The organism is Pseudomonas sp. PvP028, assembly GCF_017832255.1.
Taxonomy (GTDB): domain Bacteria; phylum Pseudomonadota; class Gammaproteobacteria; order Pseudomonadales; family Pseudomonadaceae; genus Aquipseudomonas; species Aquipseudomonas syringae.
This window is the reverse complement of the sequence record NZ_JAFIBL010000001.1, coordinates 361,645-387,347: the sequence shown is the minus strand read 5'-3', so window position 1 is coordinate 387,347 and position 25,703 is coordinate 361,645. Positions and strand designations below refer to the sequence as shown.

The following is a 25,703-nucleotide window of genomic DNA, read 5'->3' as shown; positions in this document are numbered from 1 at the left end:
TTCGCTATGCAGAGGTGTTACGTAACGGGGTGGGGGGTGGATCATAGGATGTGACGAGCGGCGCATCCGTTCAGGTGCAAGAATCCTTGGACTTGGAAGGTGTGTTTAGCGAGTTGCTCGGTCATCCAGACGAAGACCATCAGTGCGCTGAAATTCTCGCAGGTTGTGGGTGGCAACGATCAGCCCAGGAGAACGGGCCTTACGACCATTAGCTGTCATTTCTGACAGTAGAGTGAAAAATGCTTTTTGCTTAATCTGACTTTTGGAGACCATCAACGTCAGGGAGACAATCATGGATACTCATGTCACGCACGCTTCGTTCTCGCAGGTCCGACTCGCCAGCCTGTTGTTATTGGTCATCGTTTGCACGGGGCTTTTTTTCGCGCCAGAGCGATCACAGGCTGAGGTTGCAAACCTGGCGACTTGTCCGGTAGGAACTCACACCGCAACTTGGTCGCCAGGAGTGACCAATACCGCCAAGACTACCGACGTGGTGACGACAAGCAATTGGGGACCGTGTGTTTTACCTTCATTTCCCCTGGTAGTCAGCGCTTCGTCCATACAAAGTTTTCAGGCCCCTTTATCCTGTCAGTCTTTACTGCTGCAAACGTCCAATGTGGTATGGATCATCACCTGGAGCGATGGGGTGACCAGCACTTACACGTTCAATACGAGTTTCAATACTGTGAACGGTCTGATTACAGCCGTTCTGGGTGTCGGGACAATTACAGATGGCCGTTTCAAGGACGCCACTGCGTTGAGTACATTTGAGCTTGTTAATTTTCAGGCCGCGTTGAATAACAGCTGCGGCACTACGACCGGTGTCACAGGTGTCAGCGGCCTTTCAACGCTGGTCATTACCCCGTAATGACAGACGCCAGGCTCGCACGCATGAGGCCTGCTACAAACTCTTGTCTTGCAGGCCGACCCCCAACCTCATCTACCCCCCATGCCTTAAAAAGGCTCAATCCCGGATGCCTCGACAGGTGATGGGCGTTCACCGGGTGGCTGACGGGCTCAAAACATAAGAGGCGTTGCAGTTATCGTGTTGAGGTCATTGGCTTACCCAGTCTTCTACCCTCAGCCCCTCGACGCGTCGGAATTCACGCTGATTATTAGTGATCACCACCAGGCCTAGAGAGCGGGCGTGTCCTGCAATCATTTGATCGTACGGGCCGATCGGTGTGCCCGATCTAGCCAGTTCGGCTCTGATCATGCCGGTATGAGCCGCAGCGTCGCTGTCGTAAGGGAGCACTTCAAGACGCGCTGTGAAACCCTCTACAACGGCAAGGTTTCTTTCGGGGCTCAAAGACTTTTCTGCGCCGTAGACAAGCTCCATCAACGTGATCGCGCTGATACATAGCTGTCCGTGATGGAGGTTGAAGGCTTCACGCACCGAAGTTGGCTTGTTCTTTATAGTGAAAATGCAAATATTGGTGTCAAGCATGTACTTGAGCATCAGAGCGATTCGCGCTGCTGTTCGGCTGGTTGTCCACGCTCTGCCATGAAATCATCACTGACACTTTCACCATCGAACCAGCTGTTCCACATTTCACCGGCAGGGGAAATAATGCGGGTTCTGCCCACGGCTACGACATCGACACGTTTCACGTCGTCTGGCAAGGCCACCGCTTTTGGCAGTCGGACAGCCTGGCTTCGATTGCTTTTGAAGACTGTGGATTGTTCCATGCGTGATTCATCCTTGGCTGATGTATCGGATGAATAAGAATATGTTTTTTTGGGGATATGTCAACGGGATATCCCGGCCCGTTCTGTAACTTGAAATGAGGCACCAGTACACTTATTCATGACCCCCGCTTCAGGTCTTTGTAACGAAGACTGAACTCCAGCGTCACTGACTCCCCCTCCCGCAACAGCTTCAACCCCGGCCGTCCTGGCAAATGATGGGCGTTGACCGGATGGCTGACCGGCTCGAAACAGAAGAAGCCCAGCCCCGGTGGGCAGAACACCAGAAAGTATTCGCTGCCGGTGGCCTGGCAGTGCAATTCGTAGCCCAGATCCGGCTGGCTGATGATGCTCTGGCCATCCCAGCCGGTGAAACCGTTGTCCAGACGTGTGTCGGGCAACGCGTTGCCGTGACGGAAGTCCCACTCGGCGGGCAGGTCCTGCAAGGCGCGGGGCAAACCGGCTTCGTCGCACAGCCAGACCTGCGCAGCCCTGGCCTGCAAACGAGTGTGGGCCGTGCGTGGCAAGTACGGGTGCAGGCCCAGCCCGTGCCAGATGGCGCGGCTGTCCTGATGGGTGGTGGTCAGTTCGATGCTCAGCGTGCCCCCACGCAGGGTGTAGCGCAGGTGCGCGCGGTAGGCGAAGGGCGTCTGGCTGTCGAGTTGCAGGCAGACCTGCTCTGCGCTCTGTTCGATGACGGTCCATGCCTGCTGCCAGGCGCTGCCATGGATCGGCAGCGGGTCGTTGGCGCTGTTTGGTTCCAGGGCCAGCCAGCCGTCTGGTGTCTCGAAACCGCCGTTGCCGATCCGGTTCGACCACGGCGCCAGCGGGTAGCAGGCCAGCCGACGGGGCGTCCCGGCCGCCAGAGCCTGTTCGTCACTCGGGCGCAGCAGCGGTTGCCCGCTGGCCAGGTCGGTCCAGTTGACGATACCGCCGCCGATGTCGGGGGCCAGTGTCAGACGGGTCAGGCCATCTTCAAGGGTCAGTACGTTCGTGGACATGCTTCAAAGCCTTTCTGGATGATTGAGAGTCAGGCGACTGGGCGCGACGCCAGGTCAGCAGCACGATACCGCTGACGACGATCAGCCCGCCGACCACCTGACCGCTGCTGAGCAATTGATCGAGAATCAGCCAGCCAAACAGCAGGCTGGCCACCGGCTCTATGTTCATCACTGGCGCGTTGCGGGCGATGTCCAGCCGTGCCATGCAAATGAACAGCAGCGAGAAACCTAGCCCGTACAAAACCACCAGGCTGGCCAGTGCGGTCCAGCCGACAGAACTCGTCGGCAGACCCACGCCGCCGGGCAGCACGCCGCTGCTGCCGGCGATGGCCGCGACGACGAACACCACGGCCATGGTCAGCATGCTGCGCACGCTGCCGCGCATGCCCGCCAGTTTGTTATCGGTAATCCACAGCGCAAAGGCGAACACCACCGCAGCAGTCGATGCGTAGGCGACACCTTCCAGCCATTGCGGCTCGCTGCTGCCGGAGTTCGACAGGCGCTGCGGCACGTCCAGCGCCAGCGTCAGGCCAAACAGAATCAGGCCCATCAGGCCTGCGGCACGCCGCGTCGGCCGGGCACCGCCCAGCGCCCAGGTCAGTAACGCCAGCAGGATCGGCGAGACATTGACCACCAGCAAGGCCAAGGCCACCGGAATACGCGCCACCGCCGAGTAGATGCAAAAGCTCTGAGTGGCGATCAGCAACCCCAGAAGCAGCTGCCAGCGCCAGGTGCTGGCGGGCAGACTGAGCCTTTCACGCTGCCAGAGCACCAGACTGGTCAGCACCAGCAAGGTCACACCGGAGCGACAGAGAATAGCCAGCAGCAGGCCGGTGTCATGATCGAAGGCAATGCGTGCCGCGATGTGGTTGCCGGCAAACGAACAGGCCAGCAGCGCGAGGATCAGCACGGCGATGTGGCGCGGAAACAGGGTAGGGGCGGACATACGCAAACCAGCCTCCTTGGCTGGATAACAGAGGTGCATGCCGGAGCGCTTTCAAGCGCTCCGGCAGCCTTGCAACGGGAGACGTCAGAGCACGACGCTCGGCAGCCACAACGAGATGGCAGGAATGTAGGTCACCAGCATCAGCACCAGGAACAGCGCGACATAGAACGGCACCAGTGCTTTTACCGTGGCTTCGATGGTGACTTTACCCACCGCGGCACCGACGAATAGCACCGCGCCCACTGGCGGGGTAATCAGCCCGATCCCCAGATTGACCAGCATGATCATGCCGAAGTGCACCGGGTCGATGCCGACACCGACGATCACCGGTAACAGAATCGGGGTCAGGATCAGAATCAGCGGCGCCATGTCCATGACCGTGCCGAGCAGCAGCAACATCACGTTGATGCACATCAGGATCACGTAGCGGTTGTCCGACAGGGTCAGGAACGCGGTGGTGATCTTCATCGGGATTTCCATCAGCGTCAGGATGTAACCGAAGCTGGCGGCAAAACCGATCAGGATCATCACGATGGAAATGGTGCGTGCCGCCCGGTGCATCAGTTTGGGCAGATCGCGCCATTTGTAATCGCGGTAGATGAACATGGTGACGAAGAACGCCCAGAGCACGGCAATGGCTGCCGACTCGGTGGCCGTGAAAATCCCCGACAGAATGCCGCCGAGAATGATGACCATGGCCATCATGCCCCAAAGCGCTTCACCGGCAATTTTCAGTGCCTGGCGCAGCGGGATCACTTCACCCTTGGGGTAATTGCGCTTGCGCGCGAAGATCATGCACAGGCCCATCATCACTGCGCTGAGCAGCAGGCCCGGGAGGATGCCGGCCATGAACAGCGACGCGATCGACACCGTGCCACCTGCCGCCAGCGAATAGAGCACCGAGTTGTGACTGGGTGGCGTCAGCAGCGCCTGCACCGAGCCGCTGACGGTCACGGCCGTCGAGAAGTCCCGCGGGTAGCCGTTGCGTTCCATTTCCGGGATCAGCACCGAGCCCACCGAGGCCGTGTCGGCCACCGATGAACCCGAAATCGCGCCGAAGAAGGTCGAAGCCACGATATTGACCAGCGACAGGCCGCCACGCACGAAGCCCACTAGCACCGCGGCAAAGGCGACCAGGCGTCGCGACATGCCGCCTTCGGCCATGATCGCTCCGGCCAGCACGAAGAACGGAATCGCCAACAGCGAGAATTTGTTCACGCCACCCGCAATCTGGATCATCAGTGCATCGGCCGGGATGTCGATCCACCAGGCACCGATCAGGGCTGAAAGGCCCAGCGCGTAGGCCACCGGCATGCCGATCAGGATCAACGCGATAAAGCTGCCCAACAGTATAAAAGCGTCCATTTATGCTGCACCTTCGCTTTCTTCAATGACGTCGAAACGCATGACCGCGCGATGACTCTGGTCACCCAGCAACAACCTTTCCAGGACGAAGACCAGGGTTACGAGGCCGCCGAGGGGAATCGGCAGATAAGAGATACCGACACGCAGAAACGGCAGTTCGCCGACGAATTGATTCCAGGTGGTGGCGCACAGCTTGAAGCCCTTGAAGATCATGAACAGGGCGACGATCGCCATCAGAATCTGCACCACCACGCCGGCAACTCTGCGCACCTGTTGCGGCATGCGGTCCACGGCCATCGACACGGCCATGTGCGCACCGGCACGGTAACTGGCCGCTGCGCCGAAGAAGGTAAACACCACCATCAGCAGGATGGCGGTGGGTTCCGGCCAGCTGGAGCCGCTGCCGAGTATGTAGCGGGCAAAGATGCCCCAGGGGATGATCAGGGTCATGATCAACACCGACAGGCCGGCAATGCCGATGCAGACCCGGTAAAGCGTATCGTTGATGCGCAATAGCGTATTTTTCATAAGGCTCACCACTGCGGCGGCGAACGAGTTGGTGCTCGTTCCCGCTGCTTGATCGGGACAGGCTTATTGGGCCGCTTGGGGGGTGCTCGCCGCCAGTGCAGGATTGGTCTGGACCGCTTCGATGCGGCTGATCAGATCCTTGTAAGGCGCGCCGAATTTGTCGCGTACCGGCTGGGTCGCGTCGTAGAAGGCTTTCTTCTGCTCAGGCGTCAGCGTGATGAACTCCACGCCAGCAGCCTTGAGCTTGGTCTCGGCTTCGGCCGACGACTTGTCCCAGAGCACGCGTTCTTCCATCTGCGCTTCACGCGCCAGCTTTTTCACCAGCGCCTGCTGCTCGGGATTGAGCTTTTGCCACGTGGTTTTCGACATCACGATGGGCTCGGGCAGAATCAGGTGTTCGGTCATGGTGAAGAACTTTGCGTTCTGGTAGTGGTTGTGCTGGAAATACGTCGGCGGGTTGTTTTCCGCACCGTCAATGACGCCGGTCTGCAGGGCGCTGAAGATCTCGCCGGTGGCCATGGCGATGCCGTTGCCGCCCATGTCGTTAATGGTTTCGATGAACACCGGGTTGCCCTGAACGCGGATTTTCATGCCTTTGAGGTCGGAAATCTGACGTACCGGCTTCTTGGTGTACAGGTTGCGGGTGCCGCCATCCATCCAGGCCAGGGCGACCATGTTGAATTCGGAGTTGGTGATCTTGTCGAGGATTTCCTGACCGATCTCGCCATCGATGATGGTGCGCATGTGCGCCTGATCACGGAACACGAACGGCAGGTTGAAGACGTTGACGTCCGGCACTACCGGGCCGACGATGCCGAGGCTGACGCGGGTCATCTGCACGGCGCCGCTCTGCACCTGTTCGACGACCTCCTTCTCGGAGCCAAGCACACCGCCCGCGTACATCTTGAAACTGATCTCGCCTTTGGATTGATGTTCGAGTTTCTTGCCCATTTTCTGTTCTGCCACGACCGGCGCATAGCCAGCGGGATGAACCTCGGCGAATTTGATTTTGATGTCAGCGTGGGCCATGCCTGACACACAGAAGGCCAGCGGAAGTGCTGCGATGAGAAGCTTGCGTTTGAAATCCATGGATATCTCCGATTTTGTTATTTTTGGTCGAGCTACGGGATTTTCGGTAGGGCGCTGTCAGCCTTGAAATGTGGGTTCCTCCAGGCCCTGGACGCCAGGTCGCAGTGCGAACACGCCACCGGCCAGTGGCTGATCGCCAATATCGCCACCCGGGCGAATGGACGTCACGAACAGGGTGTCCAGGTTAGGGCCGCCAAAGGCGCACATGGCTGGCTTTTTCACCGGCACGACCAGAGAGTGGTCGAGTTTGCCGGCGGGGGTGAAGCGATGAACCAGGCCTTCGTCGTTGCCACAGATCCAGTAGCAGCCATCGGTGTCGATCGCCGCGCCGTCGGGACGACCCAGGTATTGGTTCATGTCGACGAACAGGCGGCGATTGCGCGGCGTGCCGCTGTCAGTGTCGTAATCGAACGCCCAGATCTGCTGCACGCTGGGGTGCGAGTCGGACAGGTACATGGTCTTGCCGTCGGGGCTGAACGCCATGCCGTTGGGGACGATGAAATCCTTGAGCTGCGCGTCCAGCGTGGTCTGGCTGGCGCTGTAGCGATATAACGCCCCCACCCTCGCACCGGCGGCCATGTCCATGAACATGGTGCCTGCCCAGAAACGACCCTGTCGGTCGCAGCGGCCATCGTTGAAGCGCATGCCAGCCTGCGCGTGTTCGACGCTGGCCAGAAGCGTGCTGATCAGGCTGCCGTCTTCGCAGGGCTGCAAATGAAAGATTCCGTTCTCCATCCCCGCCACCCAGCCGCCCCGGCTATCGGCGGCGATACAGGCAAGCATTTGCGGCGCTTTCCAACTGCGTGTGCTGTTCTGCTTGAAATCCCAGCGATGCAACTCGCCCTTGGGAATATCCACCCAGTACAACGCTTGATCACGCACGCTCCAGACCGGGCTTTCGCCGGTGGCGTTCTGTGCATCGACAATCAGTTCGGCATCCATGACGGTTCGTGTCTCCAGAGTGCTGCGAGAGGAAAGCGCTGCTTATTGGTCGCCGAACGGTCCTGACGCCACAAAGGCTCCGCCCTGGTACAGCATTGCCGGGTCATCGGCTGCCGGCAGCGGCTGGGCTTCGACCTTCTCGCGAAAAACTTCCGAGCTGTCTTTCGGGGTGTAGTCCAGTTTGCTGGCCAGGCGGTTGTCCCACCAGACGGTCTTGTTGTCCGAGACGCCGTAGACCACGGTATGGCCCACGTCTGGCGTGTACAGCGAGCGCTCGATCAACTGGGTCAGGTCAGCAAAGCTCAGCCAGGTGCTCATCATTCGGCGGTTTTGCGGTTCGGCAAACGACGAGCCAATGCGGATGCTCACGGTTTCGATGCCGTAGCGATCGAAGTAGAAGCTGGCCATATCTTCGCCGTAGGACTTGGACAGACCGTAGTAGCTGTCCGGGCGGCGAGGGGAGTGCGCGTCGATGGTCTCGGTCTGCTTATAGAAACCGATCACGTGGTTGGAGCTGGCGAAGATCACGCGTTTCACGCCGTGCCGGCGGGCGGCTTCGTAGATGTGGAACACGCCGCAGATATTGGCGCCGAGGATCTCCTCGAACGGTCGCTCGACCGATACACCGCCGAAATGCACGATCGCGTCGACGCCTTCTACCAACTGGTGTACGGCATCCTTGTCGGCCAGGTCGCAGACCTGAACTTCTTCACGGTCGTCGACAGCGGGCGCCATTTCGGCAATGTCGGAAAGCCGCAGCACGTTTGTGTAAGGGCGCAGTGTTTCGCGCAATACCTTGCCCAGGCCACCTGCCGCGCCGGTCAGCAGGAGGCGATTGAAGGGAGTTTGAGTGGTATGAGCCGATGCCATGAGAGAAGTCCCGATTGTTATTTTTGTCATCTGTTGTCGTATGACTTGCCGGATTATCGGCACCGCATACGCTGATTGTCAACGCGGCCAAGGTCTAAAAACGGGCTGGGCACGCACTTGGCCGGATACATTTGTAACAAGGCAAAACCTGCCGCTGCCGACAGGCTCTGCCACCGGTTTCAGAGCAACGAAATAGGGTAGCTGACGAACACGCGGTTCTCGTCGAATTCGTTGGTGCTGAAATCACGACGCAGGCTGGAGTTGCGCCATTTGACGTTCAGATTCTTCAGCGCACCGCTTTGTACGGTATAGGCCAGTTCAGACTCCCGACCCCACTCCTTGCCGTCAGTGATGTTGCCGGTGTGTACATTGTCGCCGCTGATGTAGCGGTTCATCAGGGTCAGACCGGGTACGCCCAGCGTCGCGAAGTTGTAGTCATGACGCAGCTGCCAGGATTTCTCTTTGGCGTTGTCGTAGCTGGAGTTGTAACTGTCGTTGGCCAGCGTACCGCCACTGGTGCCGTTGACGCGCATCCACGCCGTGTCGCCCGTCAGCTTCTGCAGACCGACATAGAAGGTGCTGCCGCCGTAGCGGGCAGAGAGCAGCGCGTAGGCCGTCTTGTTATCCAGATCGCCGGCCAGTTTGTTGCCGTCTTCCTTGCCGATGAAGTAACCCAGGTTCGCGCCAAGGGTCCAGTCGCCGAGCGGCTGGCTGTGCAGCAGGTTGAAGAATTGCTGTTGGTAGATGTCCTGCAGCTCCGAGTACCAGACGCCTACCTGAGTGCGCTTGTCGTTGAAGACGTACTCGCCGCCGCCGAAGTTGAAGCGGTCCGAAGTGAATGCGCCTCGCCCGTTCAGCGACATGTCTTCCATGCTCGCATCGTTGCGCGGGCTGTTGCCGCGGAATTGCCCGCCGTACAGCGTCAGGCCGTCGATTTCCTTGGAGGTGACCTGGCCGCCGCGGAACGTCTGCGGCAACGAACGACCGTCATCGGAGCGCAGGATCGGCAGCACCGGCATCCACTCGCCGACCTTCAGTTCGGTCTTGGAAATCCGCGCCTTGCCCGCCACGCCCAGACGCCCGAAATCATCGGCTGGACGACCGTCGCTGTGGATCGGCAGCAACTGAGTGCCACCCGTACCCTTGCCGCCATCGAGCTTGAGCGAATACAGGCCCAGCACGTCAACCCCGAAACCCACCACACCCTGGGTGAAGCCCGACTTGGCGTCGAGAATGAAGCTCTGCGTCCATTCCTCGGCCTTGTTCTGTGGGGCCGCACTGTTCGGGAAAGCCGGGTTGGTGAAGTTGCGGTTGAAGTAGGCATTACGCAGGTTGAGCGTGGCCTTGGTGTCGTCGACGAAACCTTCGGCCATGCCAAGCATCGGGAATATCAGCGTCATGCCGCCGACGCCCAGCAGGATGCATGAGCGGGTAGTGTGAGATGTCATTATTGTTGTGCTCCCTTGTTTAGTGAAACCGTCCCCTTTCCTGGCCGCGCGCGAGCGGCGGCCGACACCTTCGAGGATTACGTGATGCCTGTCGCCAGGCATGGCCTCGACCTGCAGGCGGCCGAGTACCGTTCGCTGTGTTTCAGCGAATGTTGTGAATCGAGAAGGGTGTCTGGTCGTGCGAGTTTTCAGTAAACGAGGCGTCACTGATCAAGGCTTCGATGATTGAGCCCTTGCTGATCGAGCGGGCACGCGCGGCGTGAGTGTTCATGATGGACTGGCCTCGGTGTTGTTTTTATTTTTGGCGTTATAGGTTGTCGTACAACTTCGAGGATTATTTGCAGACCGTCGCCGTGTTGTCAACGCACCCATGGTCGAGGTTTAACGATTCACCGGCCATTTAAAGCGCCACTGAAAGCAAAATTAAATGCGAGTGAACGCTGCGGGCGGGTGTGCAGTCCACCCGGTAATCCCGTTCATTTTTTGGAGACTGCCGAATGAATCGTTTCACCCAGAAAGTCATCGTCGTCACAGGTGCCGGTTCCGGAATCGGCGAAGCGACCGCCAAACGTTTTGCCGAGGAAGGCGCAAGCGTCGTGCTGGTCGGCCGCAATCACGACAAGCTGGCCAAAGTAGCCGCCCAACTGAAGGGTGAGGGGCACTTGATCAGAGCCACGGATGTGGCCGACCCGAGCGACGTGGAAGCGCTGTTCAAGGAAGTGGCGACCCGCTTTGGGCGCCTGGATGTGCTGGTCAACAATGCCGGCATCGTCAAGTCCGGCAAAGTGACCGAGCTGGGCATAGAGGACTGGAAAGAGCTGATGTCCGTGGACCTGGACGGCGTGTTCTATTGCACCCGCACCGCCATGCCGGCACTGATCGCCAGCAAAGGCAACATCATCAACGTCTCGTCGGTGTCCGGTCTGGGCGGCGACTGGGGCATGAGCTTCTATAACGCGGCCAAGGGCGCCATCACCAACTTCACCCGTTCGCTGGCCATGGACCATGGTGCTGACGGCGTGCGCGTGAATGCCGTCTGCCCCTCGCTGACCCGCAGCGAGCTGACTGAAGATATGCTGGGTGACAAAGCATTGATGGCCAAATTCATGGAGCGCATCCCACTGGGTCGCCCGGGCGAAGCCGAAGACGTCGGCGACGTGATCGCCTTCCTGGCCAGCGATGACGCGCGCTTCGTGACCGGCGTCAACCTGCCGGTCGACGGTGGCCTGTCGGCGTCCAACGGGCAGCCGCCACAAGCGTGACTGTCAGGAGTGCAGAAACAATCAAGCCCGGTAAAGACCGGGCTTGATGTCAACGCAGGGTGATCAGATCCGGAAGTGGCTGACCATCGTCTGCAACTGCCCGCCCAGGCGCGCCAGCTCGACGCTGGACGCAGCGGTTTCTTCGCTGGCCGAAGCGGTCTGCTCGGACACATCGCGCACGTTGACGATGCTGCGGCTGATTTCCTCAGCGACCGCGCTTTGCTCTTCAGCGGCGGCGGCAATCTGCTGGTTCATCGCCTGAATGCTCGACACCGTTTGCGTGATGCTGCCCAGCGACGTGCCAGCCTTACGGCTGAGGGTCACGCTGCTGACGGTCAGTTCGCGGCTGTTAAGCATGATGCTGGACACCTGGCGCGTACCGCTCTGCAACGCAGCGACCAGTGTTTCGATCTCCACGGTGGATTGCTGCGTACGTTGTGCCAGGCCGCGGACTTCGTCGGCAACCACCGCAAAACCACGTCCGGCTTCACCCGCACGGGCCGCTTCGATGGCGGCGTTGAGCGCCAGCAGGTTGGTCTGTTCGGCCACCGCCTTGATGACGTCCATGACCTTGCCGATCTTGTCGCTTTCCTGCTCCAGCTGAGTCATGGCATCGGCGGAGCGACCCACTTCGTTGGCCAGACGCTCGATCTGGGCGATCGCTTCACCTACCACCTTGTCACCGTCACGCGCTTCGCGGTCAGCGTTGGAGGCGGCCTGCGAGGCCTGTTCGGCGTTGCGCGCCACTTCTGCAACCGTCGCCGACATTTCGTGCATGGCGGTGGCGACCTGATCGGTTTCGACTTTCTGGCTGTTGACGCCAGCGCTGGTCTGTTCGGTAACCGCCGACAGTTCTTCGGCGGCACTGGCGATCTGTACGACGCTGTCGCGAATACCGCCAATCAGCTCGCGCAGGGTGCTGCCCATGCGCTGGATGCCTTGTTGCAGAACGCCGAGCTCATCACGGCGCGTCACGGCCAGGGTCTGAGTCAGGTCACCGGAGGCAATACGGTCGACCACCGCCAGGGTTTCCTGCAGGGGACGGGTAATCTGCCGGGTGATGATCACTGCGGCGATGATGCCCAGAATCATAGCCAGCAATGTGCAGGTGATCTGGGTGGTACGCGCCTGTGCGCTTTCCTGATCGCGGCGATCCAGTTGCAGCTTGTACATGTCCTCGCTGATCTTGACGATATCCTGCCCTTGCGTGGTCATTTCCTTGCGCGCCTGGACAATCGTGCCCGTGGCCGCCTTGAAGTTTTGCAAGGTCGTCCGATAGGCCATCAACGAGGTTTCCAGCTGCCTGAGCTGATCGGCCTGAGTGCCGCTGAAGGTCGTCTTGAGCGCGTCCAGATCCTTGATGGCCGAATCCAGTTTCGAAACAGCTGCCTGCTCGGTCTCGGGCGTGGCATTGGTGGTGTAGCCGCGCACTTCATAGCGCGCGACTCTCAAGTCATCTTTGGCATCGGTGACGAGTCGGTACTGCTCGAATCGGTTGGCGTCAGCCGGGTCCATGTTTCTGACTTCAGTCACGAGTTGCTCGAACACCGCGAGGCTTTTGCTCGCGTGGGTGGTCAGTTCATCGCGTGCAGCGGTGCTGGCCTTATAGCCACTGCGCATGTTGTTGAGGGACTTCTGGTAGTCAGCGATCACGATGCCCAACTGATCGAGCATTTTCAGGTTTTCGGGACTTTTGAACGAGGCCCGCAGTTTTTCCTGATACGCCTTGAAGCTGTCCAGCGAGGTCTGCACGGTTTCGGCAACCTTCTCGTCGCCGTCGGCCACCATGTACTGCAGGCGCGTTACGCGCAGTTTGGTCAACTGTGCATTGAGTGAAGTGATGTCACTCATCCAGTTGCTGCGATTGATCAGCCCGCCCATGCTGGTCCAGCCAGTCAGTGCAAGAATGGCTGTGAAAACAAGTACCAGACCGAAGCCAAGAGCCAGTTTCATATTCACGCTGATGTTTGCAAACCAGCTACTCATTAAATTCTCCAACAACTGCCATTAAAACGGTTTTATCCCTGAAAGGCACGGCATACAGGTCAGGGTGAGGTTAGGTACACAGACACTATCGGCAGGGAATGGCCAAGCTGAAATAAAAAATAAAGAAAGTTCCTACACGCTCCGAATATTTTTCCCCGGGCATATCATTTGCGCCGGCACAGCGTTATAAAGCAACGCGTAAGTCATTGAATTAGAAACGCCGCATTCCAGGAGGAGCGGCACACTGTCGGCTGTGTTTGCGAGATTAAAACCCTATCCGTTGCAGGCTCATTGTGGGTGCAGGGCATGACATTTTTTGTGTCGTAACTTGCTTTGACATTCGAGCCTGCTTCCAGCAGTCCTGTTGAGATGCCTTGTCATGAATTTGAAGTTTCGTCATAAGATTCTGCTGGCCGCGGCCGGTGTAGTGGTGCTGGCGTTTGCCTTGTTCACCTTTTACAACGATTATCTGCAACGCAAGACCATCAACCAGAACCTCGAGTCTTCCGTGGGCCAAGCGGGTCAACTGACTGCCAGCAGCGTCCAGAACTGGCTCAGCGGGCGCATTCTGGTGCTGGAAAATCTCACCCAGAACGTAGCTTTTCAGGGCGTCAATTCCGACCTCAGCGGGCTGGTATCGCAGTCTGCGCTGGTATCGACCTTTCAGTTCACCTATGTCGGTGACAGCAAAGGCGCGTTCACCCAACGGCCCAATGTGGACATGCCTGCGGGTTACGACCCTCGCCAGCGGCCGTGGTACAAGTCCACCGTCGACGCAGGCAAGACCATTCTCAGCGCGCCGTATCTGGCTTCCGTGGGTGGCCTGGTGGTAACGATCGCCAGCCCGGTCAAGGCGGCAGGTCAAGTCACGGGTGTCGTCGGCGGCGACCTGAGCCTCGACACGCTGGTCAAGATCATCAACTCGGTCGAGTTCGGCGGCCTGGGTTACGCCTTTCTGGTCAGTGGCGACGGACAGATCATCGTCAGTCCGGACAAGGAACAGGTAATGAAAAACCTCAAGGACGTCTACCCTGGCCAGACCATTAGCCTGGACGCGCGCCTGCGTGAGGTGACCCTTAATGGTCAGCAAAGGCTGCTGTCATTCACCCCCATCACCGGGCTGCCCTCGGCTGACTGGTACATTGGTCTGTCGATCGACAAGGAAAAGGCCTATGCGCCGTTAAGCCAGTTTCGCAGCTCGGCGATGGTTGCCGTGCTGATTGCAGTCGCCGTGATTGCGTTGCTGTTGAGCCTGCTCATTCGTGCGCTGATGCGCCCGCTGACCGACATGGGCCGTGCGATGCAGGACATCGCCCAGGGCGAGGGTGATTTGACTCGGCGCCTGAGTATTCAGGGCAAGGACGAGTTCGCCGCACTGGGCGGTTCGTTCAATCAGTTCGTGGAGCGCGTGCACGCGTCCATCGTCGAAGTGTCCTCCGCGACGCTTCAGGTGCATGACCTGTCGCAACGGGTGGTCAACTCCTCTAACTCGTCCATCGTCGGTTTCGATGAGCAGAGTGCCCGAACCAACAACGTCGCTGCAGCGATCAACGAGCTGGGTGCTGCAACCCAGGAGATTGCCCGCAACGCATCGGACGCCTCGATCCAGGCCAGTGAGGCCCGCAACCAGGCAGAAGACGGTCAGGTAGTGGTCGAGAAAACGATCCACGCCATGAGCGCGCTGTCGGCCAAGATCAGTGATTCCTGCACGCAGATCGAGCAACTCAACGCCAGCACCGAAAACATCGGCCATATTCTGGATGTCATCAAAGGCATCTCGCAACAGACCAACCTGCTGGCCCTTAACGCCGCCATCGAAGCCGCCCGCGCGGGTGAGGCCGGACGCGGTTTTGCGGTAGTTGCCGACGAGGTACGCAACCTCGCGCATCGTACCCAGACCTCTGCCGACGAGATTCACAAGATGATTGGCGGTCTGCAGACCGGTTCTCAGCATGCAGTGCTCAACATGAATGAAAGCCAGACGTCGAGTCAGGAAAGTGTCGAAGTTGCCAATCAGGCGGGCAGTCGGCTGCGCGAGGTAACACGGCGCATCGGCGATATTGATGGCATGAATCAATCGGTCGCCGCTGCGACAGAAGAGCAGACTGCTGTTGTGGAAACACTCAATATCGATATCAATCAGATCAACACGCTTAATCAACAAGGCGTGGCCAACCTTAATGAAACGCTCAAGGATTGTGCTGCGCTTTCGCAACAGGCCGGGCGTTTGAAACAACTGGTCGACAGTTTCAAGATCTGACCGTATATCCAGTAACAAAGGTCGGGCCACTGACACTTGGTAGTTGGCCCGGTCTTCAAAAGCGAAAGAGTAACAGCACCAGTGCGTGGATGTTTCAGCAGCCCTGCTGGACCGTCCAGCGCAATCCGCCCATGAAAAAAGCCTGCTCGGTGGCAGGCTTTTTGGTCAGAGATCCTTTTTAACCTCTTTATCGATGTGCTTGTCAGCCTTGTGACGCTCTTTGTCGTCATGCTTCGCACCTTTGTCGACTTCGTCGGCGTCGTGCTTCACGCCCTTGTCCACTTCCTTGGCGTCATGATCGACACCTTTATCCAGCTCACGGTTATCGTGCCGGACACCCTTTTCCAGTTCACTCTCTGCAAAGGCGACTGGCGCTACAGCACCTGTCAGGAAGAAGGCGGCAGTCATTGAGAGTACAAGTTTACGCATGCTTTGCTCCGTCATGAGAAATGCTGGCTCGTCTTGAACCATCATTTTCGAGCATAGACCAGACATTCAAAGTGAAAAATGCAGTTCGTCGAAAGGCCGACTCAAGTCACGATCCAGTCCAGCAGCGGCTGTCAAACAGCTGATTTAACCAGAATGCTTTCGTCGATCTGTTCAATCGAAGTCACCCCGGTCAACGTCATCGCCACATGCATTTCCCTGGCGAAAATATCCAGCATATTCTCGACGCCACGCTGCCCATCGGCGCCCAGCGCATAGGCCATCGAACGTCCGAGCAATACGCCCTTGGCGCCGAGGGCGAGCATGCGCACCACATCAAGACCCGAGCGAATGCCGGAGTCGGCCAGCACCGTCAGGTCACTGCCGACCGCCTGAACAATAGGCGGCAAAGCCTTGGCGGTGGACAGCACGCCATCCAGCTGGCGTCCGCCGTGGTTGGATACCACAATGCCGTCCGCGCCAAAACTCAGCGCATCCCTGGCATCCTGCGGATCGAGAATGCCCTTGATGATCATCGGGCCTTGCCAGAACTCACGAATCCACTCCAGATCCTTCCAGCTGATGGACGGGTCGAAGTTGTTCGCCAGCCAGCCCACATAATCTTCCAGGGTGGTGGCCTTGCCCAGGTATCTGGAGATATTGCCCAGATCATGAGGGCGACCGAGCAGGCCGACATTCAGCGCCCAGTCCGGCTTGGTCATGGCTTGCAGAATGCGTCGAGGCGCGGCATAAGGCCCGGACATGCCCGAGTGCGCATCGCGATAACGCGCGCCGGGCGTTGGCATGTCGACGGTAAAGACCAGCGTCGTGACGCCCGCCGCCTTGGCACGCTCCAGAGCGTTTTTCATAAAGCCACGGTCTTTGAGCACGTAGAGCTGAAACCAGATCGCCTGCTTGCTCTGCGACGCTACCTCTTCAATCGAACACACCGACACTGTCGACAGGCAGAATGGAATCCGCTTGTTCGCCGCGGCCTTGGCTGCCTGCACTTCACCCCGGCGCGCATACATTCCGCTCAGGCCCACGGGGCTGAGGACAATCGGCATGGCCAGGGATTCGCCAAACAGCCTGGTTTCAAGACTCACGTTATCGACATTTTTCAGGACGCGCTGGCGCAGGCTGATATCGGCCAGGTCCGAACCATTGGCACGCAGCGTGTGCTCTGCATACGCACCGCCGTCAATGTAATCAAACAGAAAACGCGGGAGTTTGCGTTTGGCCGCTGCACGGTAATCGGATGCCGAAGAAATAATCATGACGTTTTCCTGAGCGAATAAATCTACGAACCAAGGCCGCCAGGGGGGAGCGGCAGGTTCAGATTACGGAAAAACCGACTATGATAAAAACAACTAATACAACTTGAATTCAGTCGGAAATCGAATACTTGTGAACCTTCGAACATTACGCACTTTTGTCGAAGTGGTACGTCAGGGTAGCTTCTCCCAGGCCGCTGACGTGGTATCGCTCACCCAGTCCACCGTCAGCAAGGCCGTCAAGACCCTTGAAGACGAATTGGGCGCGCCGCTGTTGAGCCGTATTGGCCACCGCAGCGAACTGACCGCCGCCGGCGAAATCGTCTACCGCCGCGCCTTGACCCTGTTGGCCGAGCGCAGCGATCTGCTGACCGAGCTCAACGACCTGCGTGGTTTGAAGGGCGGCGTGTTGCGCATCGGTCTGCCACCCGTCGGCAGCGGTGCGCTTTTCGCCGCCATGTTCACTCAATACCGCGCCCGCTATCCGGATATCGATATTCAGCTCACCGAACACGGCGCGAGCAAACTGCATGAGTGCCTGGCTTCGGGAGAAGTAGAGCTGGCAGCACTGTTGAAGATGAACTCGTTCAGTGAAGAGTTCGATTACCAGGATGTGCGTATCGAGCCCGTGGTGGTGGTCATGGCAGCGAACCATCCATTGGCCAAGCGCAAACGAGTCGTCATTGAAGACCTGGCCGAAACGCCGTTTATCCTTTTCGAGGCGGGGTTTGCACTGAACACCATGATTAAACTGGCCTGCGACCGCAAGGGTGTGACGCCCAAAGTGACTGCACGCAGTGGTCAGGTCGACTTTATTGTAGATCTGGTCTCGGCAGGGTTGGGTGTCGCATTCTTGCCGAGAATGCTGGCGCAGAAGCACTATCACGACGGGATTCGATTGGTTGCGCTGAACGAGCCGGATACGGATTGGCATATGGTGTTGGCATGGCGCAAGAACGCGCACTTGTCACCTGCGGCCGAGGCCTGGTTGACCCTCGCCAGGGAAACCCGTCTCCCGACGACGTCCTGAATTTGCGCGGATCATCCAGGAGGCGTGATTGAAGCATGCGCAGGGGGGCATAAGAGTGGTGACAAAACAGGAAGGCCAGAAACAAGAAAGCCCGCACGAGGCGGGCTTCTTGTTGATTCACAGTTATCAGAAGAAAACTGTGAATCGGTACTTGGTGGCTACACAGGGACTTGAACCCCGGACCCCAGCATTATGAATGCTATGCTCTAACCAACTGAGCTATGTAGCCAAGTGGCGCGCATTATTCTCGGAGAACGCATATGTGTCAAGCGTTGTTGTGAAAAATAATTGCGTGCGATCAACCGGTTAGGTCGAAGCCCGGGTTGGAGTCAGGTTTTTCGGGCTTTCAGCGCAACAGGGTCTCCAGCATTTCCAGGTCATCGAATTCTTCTACTCTCTCCAGCATCTCGGCCATCTCTCGTTGATCCCTGAGCCAGGCTTTAAGGCTTTTCGGGTCGGTCAGTAACTGCAGTTTGTCCTGTTCCTCGTCGAGATGCTCCCGTATGGCTTTGACCTGCCTGGCACATTTTGTGTTGGCAGTCTTGGGTTTGAGGTCCTCGTACGGGTCCATCAGGAATTGTTCCCGGATCAGCATCTTGCGATCGTGGATCTCGTCTTCCAGCTCTCTGAGCTGTTCGCTCAGGATCCGGTTGAAATGCTTGAGGCGCTTGTCGGAGATGCTGTCGATGTGGCTCTGATCGATTTGCTCGATCTCCATTTGCATCTGTAGCAGCGCCAGCAGGTTGTCATTTTCATAGGCCTCGTTGACGCGTTGCATGAGCGCCGTTTTTCGCTCGCGCTCATCGGCATCCTGTTCACGATCCGGGTGCAGCGCGCTGGCCAGCTTGCGGTAAATTTCGCGCACTGACTGGCTGCCTTCCGCCTCTTCCTGCTCACGACGCAGTTCGCTGGCCGTCGGTTTTTTCGGCTCCTGTGCGCCTTGCGCCTGCTCGGCCTGATCTCTCAGCTTCTCTTCAATATGCCGGGTCACGTCTTCGAGAGAGTCCAGGTCGACATCGTCGTCCAGTTCCACGCCCAGATCTTCTTCCAGCGATGATTTGAACCGCTGTCTTTGCAGGCGCTCCTCCTCGTCGTAGTCGTTGCCGGTGTATTTGAAGTAGAGATGCTTGAGTTCTTCATCGTGTTCGCCGCCAATGAGCGATGTGGTCAGGTCGCAGATAATATCGAGTAGCGTGGCTCTGTCTTTTTTGGCCAGGCGGAACTGATCGAAAGCTACGTCAAGCAAGCGCAGCTTGTTCATCTCGTTCGCGGCCTGCTCACTGAGCATCGGAACCAGTTCTTCGATCCACAGCTTTTCGCAGGTGGCTGAAATCGAGAGCCACTGCTGCAAAAGCTTGCGCCTGGCTTCGAGCTTTTCCATCAGCGTGTTGAATTTCTTCTGACCGGCGCTCAATTGCGGCCTGGACGGTTGCGCGACGATGCGTGGCGAGGCGGGTGGGGTGGTCATGAAGACCTCCTTGATGGCGAGAGCACTGCTGCGTGGTGGTCGATTGTCGTTCTCCAGTCTACTTTTTTCGACCTTTTTGCGGGATGAATAAATGGCTGCCGTAAAGCACTCTTTTCGTCTGCCGAGCGGTCCGGTTCTTGCTTGGATGTGCCTGATAGCTCGTTTGAGAAGCTTTTTGACGCCAAAAACAATGAATGGCGACACTTTGCGTACCAATCTGAGGCGACGCGTATCGCCATTGAAACAAGAACATGGCATTTTGCTGTTAGTGTTTTTCCAACAAAAGGCATCGCCTCTGTTTTTGCAGATCTGGCAGGTGTTCACCGGGAGTCGCAGGACATGAACAGTCTTTTGTCACCAGGCATGCGCCTGATGGGACATTTTGGTTTTGCTCGCAAGTTTCAGGTCTTGTTCCTGCTGTTCATGTTGCCGCTGGCGGGCAGCGCATGGGTCATCACCAAGGAGTACAGCAACAAGCTCGATGTCATTTCCGGGGAGCAATCCGGCGTGCGTCAGTTGCTGGCGCTCGACGATCTGAACGTCGAGCTGTCCGCCCAACGCGATCATGCCGCACGCTGGAAAGCCGCCGACATCCTGCGCGAGCCGACTCCGGCTGCAAAGGCTGCCATGGCCAGCGTCGATGCAGGTATCCCTCGCATTGCCAAGGCGCTTGAGGGCGTTCAGGCGGTACTGGTCGAAGAAAAAGCACCTGCCGATACCATGAACCGTTTCAAGGCGCTTCAAGCCGCCGTCACCGGTCTGGACACGGCATCATTGCGCACGGTGGGCTGGTGGCCTGATGGCTACGACCGATTCACTACGGTGCTGAACCTGGTGCAGGCACTGCGCGAGCAGATCGCGATGGACAGCGGTTTGATTCTCGATCCCTGGCTTGAAACCTACATGCTCATGCAGCTCTCCACCCAGCAAGTGCCGGACCTGATCGAGCGTATCGGTCGTCTGTCGAGTGTGGGGCAGACGTCGGTGGCATCGGGGCAGTTCAGCTTGCAGAGCCGTCTGCAAATGCGCGACCTGCGTGGTCGCATCGATGATTCCAAGGACCAGATGCAAAAGGCTGCCGGCCTGCTGCTGTCCAAGCTTCCCGAGCAGTTACAGCCTTGGGCCGACAAGTACGCTGCAGTAATGCAAGTGCTGGAAGCACAGCTTAAGGTGATTGATGACGGTGTTTTCGGCGGCAGTATCAAGCTCAAGCCGGAAGAGTTCGAAAAGAGCATCGACACCCTGACCGGCAGCACGACGGAGTTACGCAGGCAGTCGCTTGAGGCGCTCAACGGACGCCTCGATTACTACCATGAGAGCTCCAACACGGAGTTCATCCCGATGGCGTTGGTCTTCTGTGTTCTGGTGATCATGGCGATCTATCTGTTCGCCTGTCTGCAATCCTCGATTCGCAACAGCGCCAGAGGCATCACCACGCTGGCTGAATCCCTGCGTGACGGCAATCTGTGTGTGGAAGTGGCTGTGCAGGGCCGTGACGAGCTGGCTGCCATCAGCCGCGCGCTGAATGTCGCGGTGGTGCAATTGCGCACCAGCCTGCTGGGCGTCAATCAGGAAACCGTTCGCGTCGGCGATGCGGTGCTGACGCTGAATGCCCAGTCCAGTGGAACGCTGAGCGAGGTCGAAGACCAGCAACAACAGATCAGTCAGATCGCCGCCGCAGCCACCGAGCTGGCTGCCACTTCTCAGGGCGTGGCCAGAAGCTGTGAGCAGGCATCGGAAAGCGCCAGGCAGACCCGTCAGATTGCTCAGCAAAGCAGTCAGGACAGCCAGCGCACCACTGACAGCATCCAGCAACTCAATCAGCGGCTGACCGAGACTGCCGCCGCGCTGGGCCGGGTCAGCGAGCAGGGCCAGCAGATCCAGTCGGTGGTGGATGCCATTCGCGGCATCGCCGAACAGACCAACCTGCTGGCCCTCAACGCAGCCATCGAGGCGGCGCGCGCCGGTGAGCAAGGCCGCGGGTTCGCGGTGGTTGCCGATGAAGTGCGCAGCCTGTCCCAGCGCACCCAGGCCTCGACCGCTCAGATCGCCGGAACGGTCGACAGCTTGCGCTCCACCGTGACGCAGGCAGTCAACCTGATGGAGGCGGCCTGTGGACAAGCCGTCAACGATGCGCAGTCGGTGACCGGTCTGGGCGTCCGCCTGGGAGAAATCGCCATAGCAGTGCAGGGTGTGACCGATACGCTGGCGCAGATATCGACCGCCGTGGAAGAACAGGCGACGACCGCCGATGAAGTGAGCAGCAACATCCAGCAGGTCGATCAGGCCGCAGGGCGTTTGCTGGAAGGTGCCCGTGCGGTCAATCAGGCGGCGGATACCTTGAGTCAGGGCAGCCGGGCGCTGAATGACAATACGGCGCGGTTTCGCTTGGGGTGATACGCCAGGTGGTCAGTAAAAAGCCCCAGTGATGGGGCTTTTTTATTCGTCGAGAGACGACATTCATTTCAGCAGGTCGTGATAAACCTGCACCGTCGACGCGCACATTCTTTCTGCGGTGAACACCTCGTGGAAACGTGCCAGCGCGTTCTCGCCGAAGCGGGCCGCTTGCTCCGGGTCTTCCCACAAGCGGCGCATCGCTTCGCGCAACGCCAGCGGATTTTCCGGTGGTACTGCCAGACCGGTTTCTTCGTTGATATTCACGTAGGTAGTGCCGGTGCCGATCTCGCAGGAGATCATCGGCTTGCCATACATCGAGGCTTCAAGCAGCGAGATGCCGAACGCTTCCGAGCGTAGGTGGGAAGGGAAGACCAAGGCATAACACATCTGCAGCAGACACGCCTTGTCTTCATCGTCCAGTCGACCGAGAAACAGCACGTTGCGCAGTTGCAGTTTCTCAGCCTGCTCCTTCAACTCGGCCTCCTGAGGCCCGCCGCCGAGGATCACCACCGGGTAATCAACGCCCTCCAAGGCACTGAGCAGTGTGTGCAGGCCCTTGTAATAGCGCAGCACGCCGACGAACAGAAAGAACTTGCCCGGCACGCGCTGCTGCCATTCTGATCGCTTCTGCGCCGGGACCACCGGATAGGCCGACTGATCCAGCCCGTAGGGCACGACCACGGTCTTGTCGGCGAAGGGCTTCAGGGTCTCGCTGGTCTGCAAATAATTGGGCGAGGCCACCAGAATGCGGTCCATGCGTTGGAGAAACTGGTTCATCAACGGGCTATAGAGCTTCAGCAGTGTGCGCTGCTTGATGATGTCCGAGTGATAACTGAGCACCGTGGGCCGGCCATGGCGGGTGGCGAAATGCACCAGATCCATCAGCGGCCAGGGGAAATGAAAATGAACCAGATCCGCTTCTGCGGCCATCTCTCTGAACTGACTGAAAACGCTGGCAGAAAAGCCCGTGGACGCCAGATTGAAGTTTTCCTTCACGCGCGTGACCTGGTGGTCGGCGACCTGCAGGCGAGCGGGTGAGGGGGATGGGCTAAGCGTCAGCACCTGGCTTTCTACATCCAGCGCACGGCAGCCCTGAGCGAGCTGGAAAATGACCTGCTCTATCCCGCCGGTGGTGTCCGGGTAATAGGTTTTGAAGAAGTGAAGAACCTTGATCATCGTCTGCCTGATTCAGCCATGCGTGCTGAGTCGTTCACCACGGGCTTTAAGGGTGTTTAAAAAGGAAAGGCCTGTCTACCAGGTAGACAGGCCTTATTTTGTAACTGCCCACCAATCAAGCGGAGGGCAACATCCAGCTCAGGGTTTCCCGAAGCGGCGGGGTCTCCCAGTCGTGGACCAACGCGCGCAGGCGAGCGTTGTTGCCGCACAAGGTCTTGACCTCATTGGCCCGGACAAACGCAGGGTTCACCTGAACGTCGATATCCTGGCCCGTGATGTCCCGGCACATGTCGATCACTTCGCGCAGCGAGTGGGTCACGCCAGAGCTGACGTTGATCGTCTGCCCGACCGGGCGGGCTTCCAGCAGACCGCGGTAGGCGCTGACAACAGCGCGCACGTCACTGAAATCACGCCACACATCAAGGTTGCCCAGTTCGATGGTGCTGGCCTTGCGTGCGAAGTGCGAAACGATCTTGGGCAGCAGAAAGTTCTCTGCCTGCCCGACGCCGGTGTAGTTGAACGGCCTGGCGATGACGATGGGCAACTTGGTTTGCCAGAGGCTCGCCATGTATTCCATCGCCAGTTTGCTCACGGCATAGTCGTTGGCCGGTGCGGGCGGAGTCGTTTCATCCAGCATGCCGGATGAAGCATTGCCGTAGACATTGGCGCTGCTCGCCAGCAACACACAGTCAGGCACCTTGCCGCAGGCATCGATCGCTTCGAGCAGGTTGCGGGTGCCGATCAGGTTGACCTGATAGAAAGCATCCGCTGCCCCGTGCCCGACGAACGCCAATGCTGCGAGGTGCACGACGATATCCGGCTGAGTGTCTGCCAGCAGCTTGCGAAGACCTGCCACGTCTGCCAGATCCACCTGGTAGTAGCCTGGACTGTCCGAAGGCTGACTGCCGACGCCAAGGACTTCACAGCCCTGGGCGGCAAGCTCGTTCGCCATGAAACGGCCTGTAAAGCCGTTGATTCCGGTGATCAATGCGCGCTTGCCAGCAATACTCATCAGAACGAAAAGCCTTTTTCATTACGACGCAGATCCGCTTCGACCATCATGCGGCACAGCTCTTCCAGATTGGTCTTTGGTTCCCAGCCCAGGACTTCCTTGGCTTTTGCAGGGTTACCGATCAGCAGCTCGACTTCGGTTGGGCGGTAGAACTTCGGATTGACCGAAACCAGTACCTTGCCAGTGTCTGCACAAATGCCTTTTTCCGACTCGGCTTCGCCTTCCCACTTGATGGTCACGCCAGTGGCCTTGAATGCCATGCTCACGAAGTCGCGTACGGTTTCGGTGCGGTTGGTGGCCAGGACAAAGGTGTCCGGCTCATCAGCCTGCAGCATGCGCCACATGCCTTCGACGTATTCCTTGGCAAAACCCCAGTCGCGCTTGGCGTCCATGTTGCCCAGTTCGAACGACTCGATCAGGCCCAGTTTGATCTTGGCAACCGAATCGGTGATCTTGCGGGTCACGAACTCACGGCCACGCAGTGGCGACTCGTGGTTGAACAGAATGCCGCTGGTGGCGAAGATGTCGTACGACTCACGGTAGTTGATGGTCATCCAGTGCGCGTAGAGCTTGGCGACGCCGTACGGGCTGCGCGGGTAGAACGGAGTGCTTTCTACTTGCGGGATGGCCTGGACCTTGCCGAACATCTCGGAAGTCGATGCCTGGTAGAAACGGATCTTGGTGTTGACGATGCGGATGGCTTCCAGCAGGTTGACTGCGCCGATGCCGGTGATTTCGGCAGTGGTCAACGGCTGTTCGAACGACACGCCCACGAAGCTTTGTGCTGCGAGGTTGTAGACCTCGGTAGCGCCAGTGGTTTGCAGCAAGCGAATGCTGGCAGACAGGTCAGTCAGGTCATACTCGACGAGATGCAGATTAGGGTTGTTCTGGATCCCGAGCTCTTCTATACGCCAGAAATTGACGGAGCTTGTACGGCGATAGGTGCCGTAAACGGTATAGCCTTTTTCGAGCAGCAGCTCAGCCAGGTAAGCGCCGTCTTGACCAGTAATGCCGGTAATGATTGCTTTCATGCTAGATTTTTTAACTCCATCAAAGATCGGGTGCCCCAGCTTGTTCACGGGGGGCTAGTGCTGTATTCGAGGCGTGCCATGATACAGGTTAGCAAGCGTGTAGACGACTGTTGCACCTTGTTGTGTGGCATTTATTATGCCCGTTCGACGGCTCGCCGGCTCGGCTCTCGAGTGACTACCGTGATAGCAGAGGTGGCGAAAGGGTATCATTGCATGTGAGCCGTTCGTAAACGTCCATGACATGGCCGTTAAGCAACGGTTCCGCAATTGCCTGATTTTCAGAAGAATTTCATGATTTTCCGTCTGCTGGGCTCATGAATAATTCGTTTTGAACGTGCCGATTTAAAGACTAAACGGTGACTATTCCAGCGAAGGCGATATAGTGCGCCCCCAGAAACCTTTTTCTGTTTTTTTTGCGTTTCGTAGCTCGGTGAAACCAGCGCTCCGCCCACTGCGGTGGGAGTTGGGTATTAACTGTACGGAACAGGAACACTCAGGGTAAGCAC

Annotated in this window: 24 protein-coding genes and 1 tRNA gene; 5 read left to right on the top strand and 20 right to left on the bottom strand. The window is 58.3% G+C overall.

Features of this window, described 5'->3' with window-relative positions; translation table 11 throughout:
- Positions 1-105: 105 nt before the first annotated feature.
- On the bottom strand, positions 106-294 hold the full coding sequence (locus JOE34_RS01765) for a hypothetical protein (RefSeq protein ID WP_024663313.1): 189 nt from the start codon (positions 292-294) through the stop codon (positions 106-108).
- Here JOE34_RS01765 and JOE34_RS01760 point away from each other — a divergent pair.
- Complete coding sequence (locus JOE34_RS01760; RefSeq protein ID WP_024663312.1) at positions 293-868, top strand: hypothetical protein; 576 nt, start codon at positions 293-295, stop codon at positions 866-868. The two genes, JOE34_RS01765 and JOE34_RS01760, sit on opposite strands and share 2 nt — an antisense overlap.
- Positions 869-1,054: 186 nt before the next feature.
- Here JOE34_RS01760 and vapC read toward each other — a convergent pair whose 3' ends face one another.
- The 11 genes from vapC to JOE34_RS26035 all read right to left on the bottom strand — a co-directional run bounded on the left by vapC (position 1,055) and on the right by JOE34_RS26035 (position 10,146).
- Positions 1,055-1,459: a tRNA(fMet)-specific endonuclease VapC gene (gene vapC, locus JOE34_RS01755; protein WP_003345997.1), complete on the bottom strand. Its 405-nt coding sequence runs from the start codon at positions 1,457-1,459 to the stop codon at positions 1,055-1,057.
- On the bottom strand, positions 1,459-1,689 hold the full coding sequence (gene vapB, locus JOE34_RS01750; protein WP_003421652.1) for a type II toxin-antitoxin system VapB family antitoxin: 231 nt from the start codon (positions 1,687-1,689) through the stop codon (positions 1,459-1,461). The genes vapC and vapB overlap by 1 nt, the downstream gene beginning before the upstream one ends.
- Positions 1,690-1,805: 116 nt before the next feature.
- Positions 1,806-2,687, bottom strand: a complete 882-nt coding sequence (locus JOE34_RS01745; protein ID WP_209995058.1) for an aldose 1-epimerase — start codon at positions 2,685-2,687, stop codon at positions 1,806-1,808.
- Positions 2,662-3,633 (bottom strand): DMT family transporter, encoded by a 972-nt coding sequence (locus JOE34_RS01740; protein WP_024665468.1) that lies wholly within the window; start codon positions 3,631-3,633, stop codon positions 2,662-2,664. The genes JOE34_RS01745 and JOE34_RS01740 overlap by 26 nt, the downstream gene beginning before the upstream one ends.
- A gap of 84 nt (positions 3,634-3,717) precedes the next feature.
- The gene (locus tag JOE34_RS01735) at positions 3,718-4,998 is read right to left on the bottom strand and encodes a TRAP transporter large permease (RefSeq protein ID WP_003421655.1); all 1,281 of its coding nucleotides are present in this window, start codon (positions 4,996-4,998) and stop codon (positions 3,718-3,720) included.
- On the bottom strand, positions 4,999-5,526 hold the full coding sequence (locus JOE34_RS01730; protein WP_004402549.1) for a TRAP transporter small permease: 528 nt from the start codon (positions 5,524-5,526) through the stop codon (positions 4,999-5,001).
- 63 nt (positions 5,527-5,589) lie between these two features.
- Positions 5,590-6,615: a TRAP transporter substrate-binding protein gene (locus tag JOE34_RS01725; RefSeq protein WP_096113444.1), complete on the bottom strand. Its 1,026-nt coding sequence runs from the start codon at positions 6,613-6,615 to the stop codon at positions 5,590-5,592.
- Positions 6,616-6,672: 57 nt separating this feature from the next.
- A complete protein-coding gene (locus JOE34_RS01720) occupies positions 6,673-7,557 on the bottom strand; it encodes an SMP-30/gluconolactonase/LRE family protein (RefSeq protein ID WP_096113443.1) in 885 nt (294 codons plus the stop codon).
- A gap of 42 nt (positions 7,558-7,599) precedes the next feature.
- Positions 7,600-8,427, bottom strand: coding sequence for an NAD(P)-dependent oxidoreductase (locus tag JOE34_RS01715; protein ID WP_003346007.1), 828 nt, complete (start codon positions 8,425-8,427; stop codon positions 7,600-7,602).
- A 179-nt stretch (positions 8,428-8,606) separates the two neighbouring features.
- On the bottom strand, positions 8,607-9,875 hold the full coding sequence (locus tag JOE34_RS01710) for an OprD family porin (protein WP_046265881.1): 1,269 nt from the start codon (positions 9,873-9,875) through the stop codon (positions 8,607-8,609).
- 142 nt (positions 9,876-10,017) lie between these two features.
- Positions 10,018-10,146 carry a hypothetical protein gene (locus JOE34_RS26035; RefSeq protein ID WP_269819798.1) on the bottom strand — a complete coding sequence of 43 codons (129 nt, stop codon included), beginning with the start codon at positions 10,144-10,146 and terminating at the stop codon, positions 10,018-10,020.
- Between the two features lie 226 nt (positions 10,147-10,372).
- On the opposite strand from JOE34_RS26035, the gene JOE34_RS01705 reads away from it, so the two are divergent.
- Positions 10,373-11,137 carry an SDR family oxidoreductase gene (locus JOE34_RS01705; RefSeq protein ID WP_017277969.1) on the top strand — a complete coding sequence of 255 codons (765 nt, stop codon included), beginning with the start codon at positions 10,373-10,375 and terminating at the stop codon, positions 11,135-11,137.
- Positions 11,138-11,200: 63 nt separating this feature from the next.
- Here JOE34_RS01705 and JOE34_RS01700 read toward each other — a convergent pair whose 3' ends face one another.
- Positions 11,201-13,123 carry a methyl-accepting chemotaxis protein gene (locus tag JOE34_RS01700; RefSeq protein WP_017277968.1) on the bottom strand — a complete coding sequence of 641 codons (1,923 nt, stop codon included), beginning with the start codon at positions 13,121-13,123 and terminating at the stop codon, positions 11,201-11,203.
- A gap of 379 nt (positions 13,124-13,502) precedes the next feature.
- On the opposite strand from JOE34_RS01700, the gene JOE34_RS01695 reads away from it, so the two are divergent.
- Positions 13,503-15,383 (top strand): methyl-accepting chemotaxis protein, encoded by a 1,881-nt coding sequence (locus JOE34_RS01695; RefSeq protein WP_024664293.1) that lies wholly within the window; start codon positions 13,503-13,505, stop codon positions 15,381-15,383.
- Between the two features lie 165 nt (positions 15,384-15,548).
- On the opposite strand, the gene JOE34_RS01690 is transcribed toward JOE34_RS01695, so the two are convergent.
- A complete protein-coding gene (locus JOE34_RS01690; protein ID WP_209995056.1) occupies positions 15,549-15,812 on the bottom strand; it encodes a hypothetical protein in 264 nt (87 codons plus the stop codon).
- A gap of 131 nt (positions 15,813-15,943) precedes the next feature.
- A complete protein-coding gene (gene lldD / locus JOE34_RS01685; RefSeq protein ID WP_010424871.1) occupies positions 15,944-17,086 on the bottom strand; it encodes an FMN-dependent L-lactate dehydrogenase LldD in 1,143 nt (380 codons plus the stop codon).
- Between the two features lie 130 nt (positions 17,087-17,216).
- Between lldD and JOE34_RS01680 the strand changes: the two genes are divergently transcribed.
- A complete protein-coding gene (locus JOE34_RS01680; protein WP_024662824.1) occupies positions 17,217-18,113 on the top strand; it encodes a LysR family transcriptional regulator in 897 nt (298 codons plus the stop codon).
- 152 nt (positions 18,114-18,265) lie between these two features.
- On the opposite strand, the gene JOE34_RS01675 is transcribed toward JOE34_RS01680, so the two are convergent.
- Both JOE34_RS01675 and JOE34_RS01670 read right to left on the bottom strand, forming a co-directional pair.
- A tRNA-Met gene (locus tag JOE34_RS01675) sits at positions 18,266-18,342 on the bottom strand.
- A 117-nt stretch (positions 18,343-18,459) separates the two neighbouring features.
- Entirely contained in the window at positions 18,460-19,581 is a 1,122-nt protein-coding gene (locus tag JOE34_RS01670) for a molecular chaperone DnaJ (RefSeq protein WP_209996824.1), read from the bottom strand.
- A gap of 339 nt (positions 19,582-19,920) precedes the next feature.
- On the opposite strand from JOE34_RS01670, the gene JOE34_RS01665 reads away from it, so the two are divergent.
- Positions 19,921-21,978, top strand: coding sequence for a methyl-accepting chemotaxis protein (locus JOE34_RS01665; protein WP_074996648.1), 2,058 nt, complete (start codon positions 19,921-19,923; stop codon positions 21,976-21,978).
- A gap of 63 nt (positions 21,979-22,041) precedes the next feature.
- Here JOE34_RS01665 and JOE34_RS01660 read toward each other — a convergent pair whose 3' ends face one another.
- The 3 genes from JOE34_RS01660 to gmd form a co-directional block, all read right to left on the bottom strand.
- Complete coding sequence (locus JOE34_RS01660; protein ID WP_024664697.1) at positions 22,042-23,154, bottom strand: glycosyltransferase family 4 protein; 1,113 nt, start codon at positions 23,152-23,154, stop codon at positions 22,042-22,044.
- A gap of 115 nt (positions 23,155-23,269) precedes the next feature.
- Positions 23,270-24,166, bottom strand: a complete 897-nt coding sequence (locus JOE34_RS01655; protein WP_016567224.1) for a GDP-mannose 4,6-dehydratase — start codon at positions 24,164-24,166, stop codon at positions 23,270-23,272.
- Positions 24,166-25,197 carry a GDP-mannose 4,6-dehydratase gene (gmd, locus tag JOE34_RS01650; RefSeq protein WP_003414986.1) on the bottom strand — a complete coding sequence of 344 codons (1,032 nt, stop codon included), beginning with the start codon at positions 25,195-25,197 and terminating at the stop codon, positions 24,166-24,168. The genes JOE34_RS01655 and gmd overlap by 1 nt, the downstream gene beginning before the upstream one ends.
- Positions 25,198-25,703 lie beyond the last annotated feature (506 nt).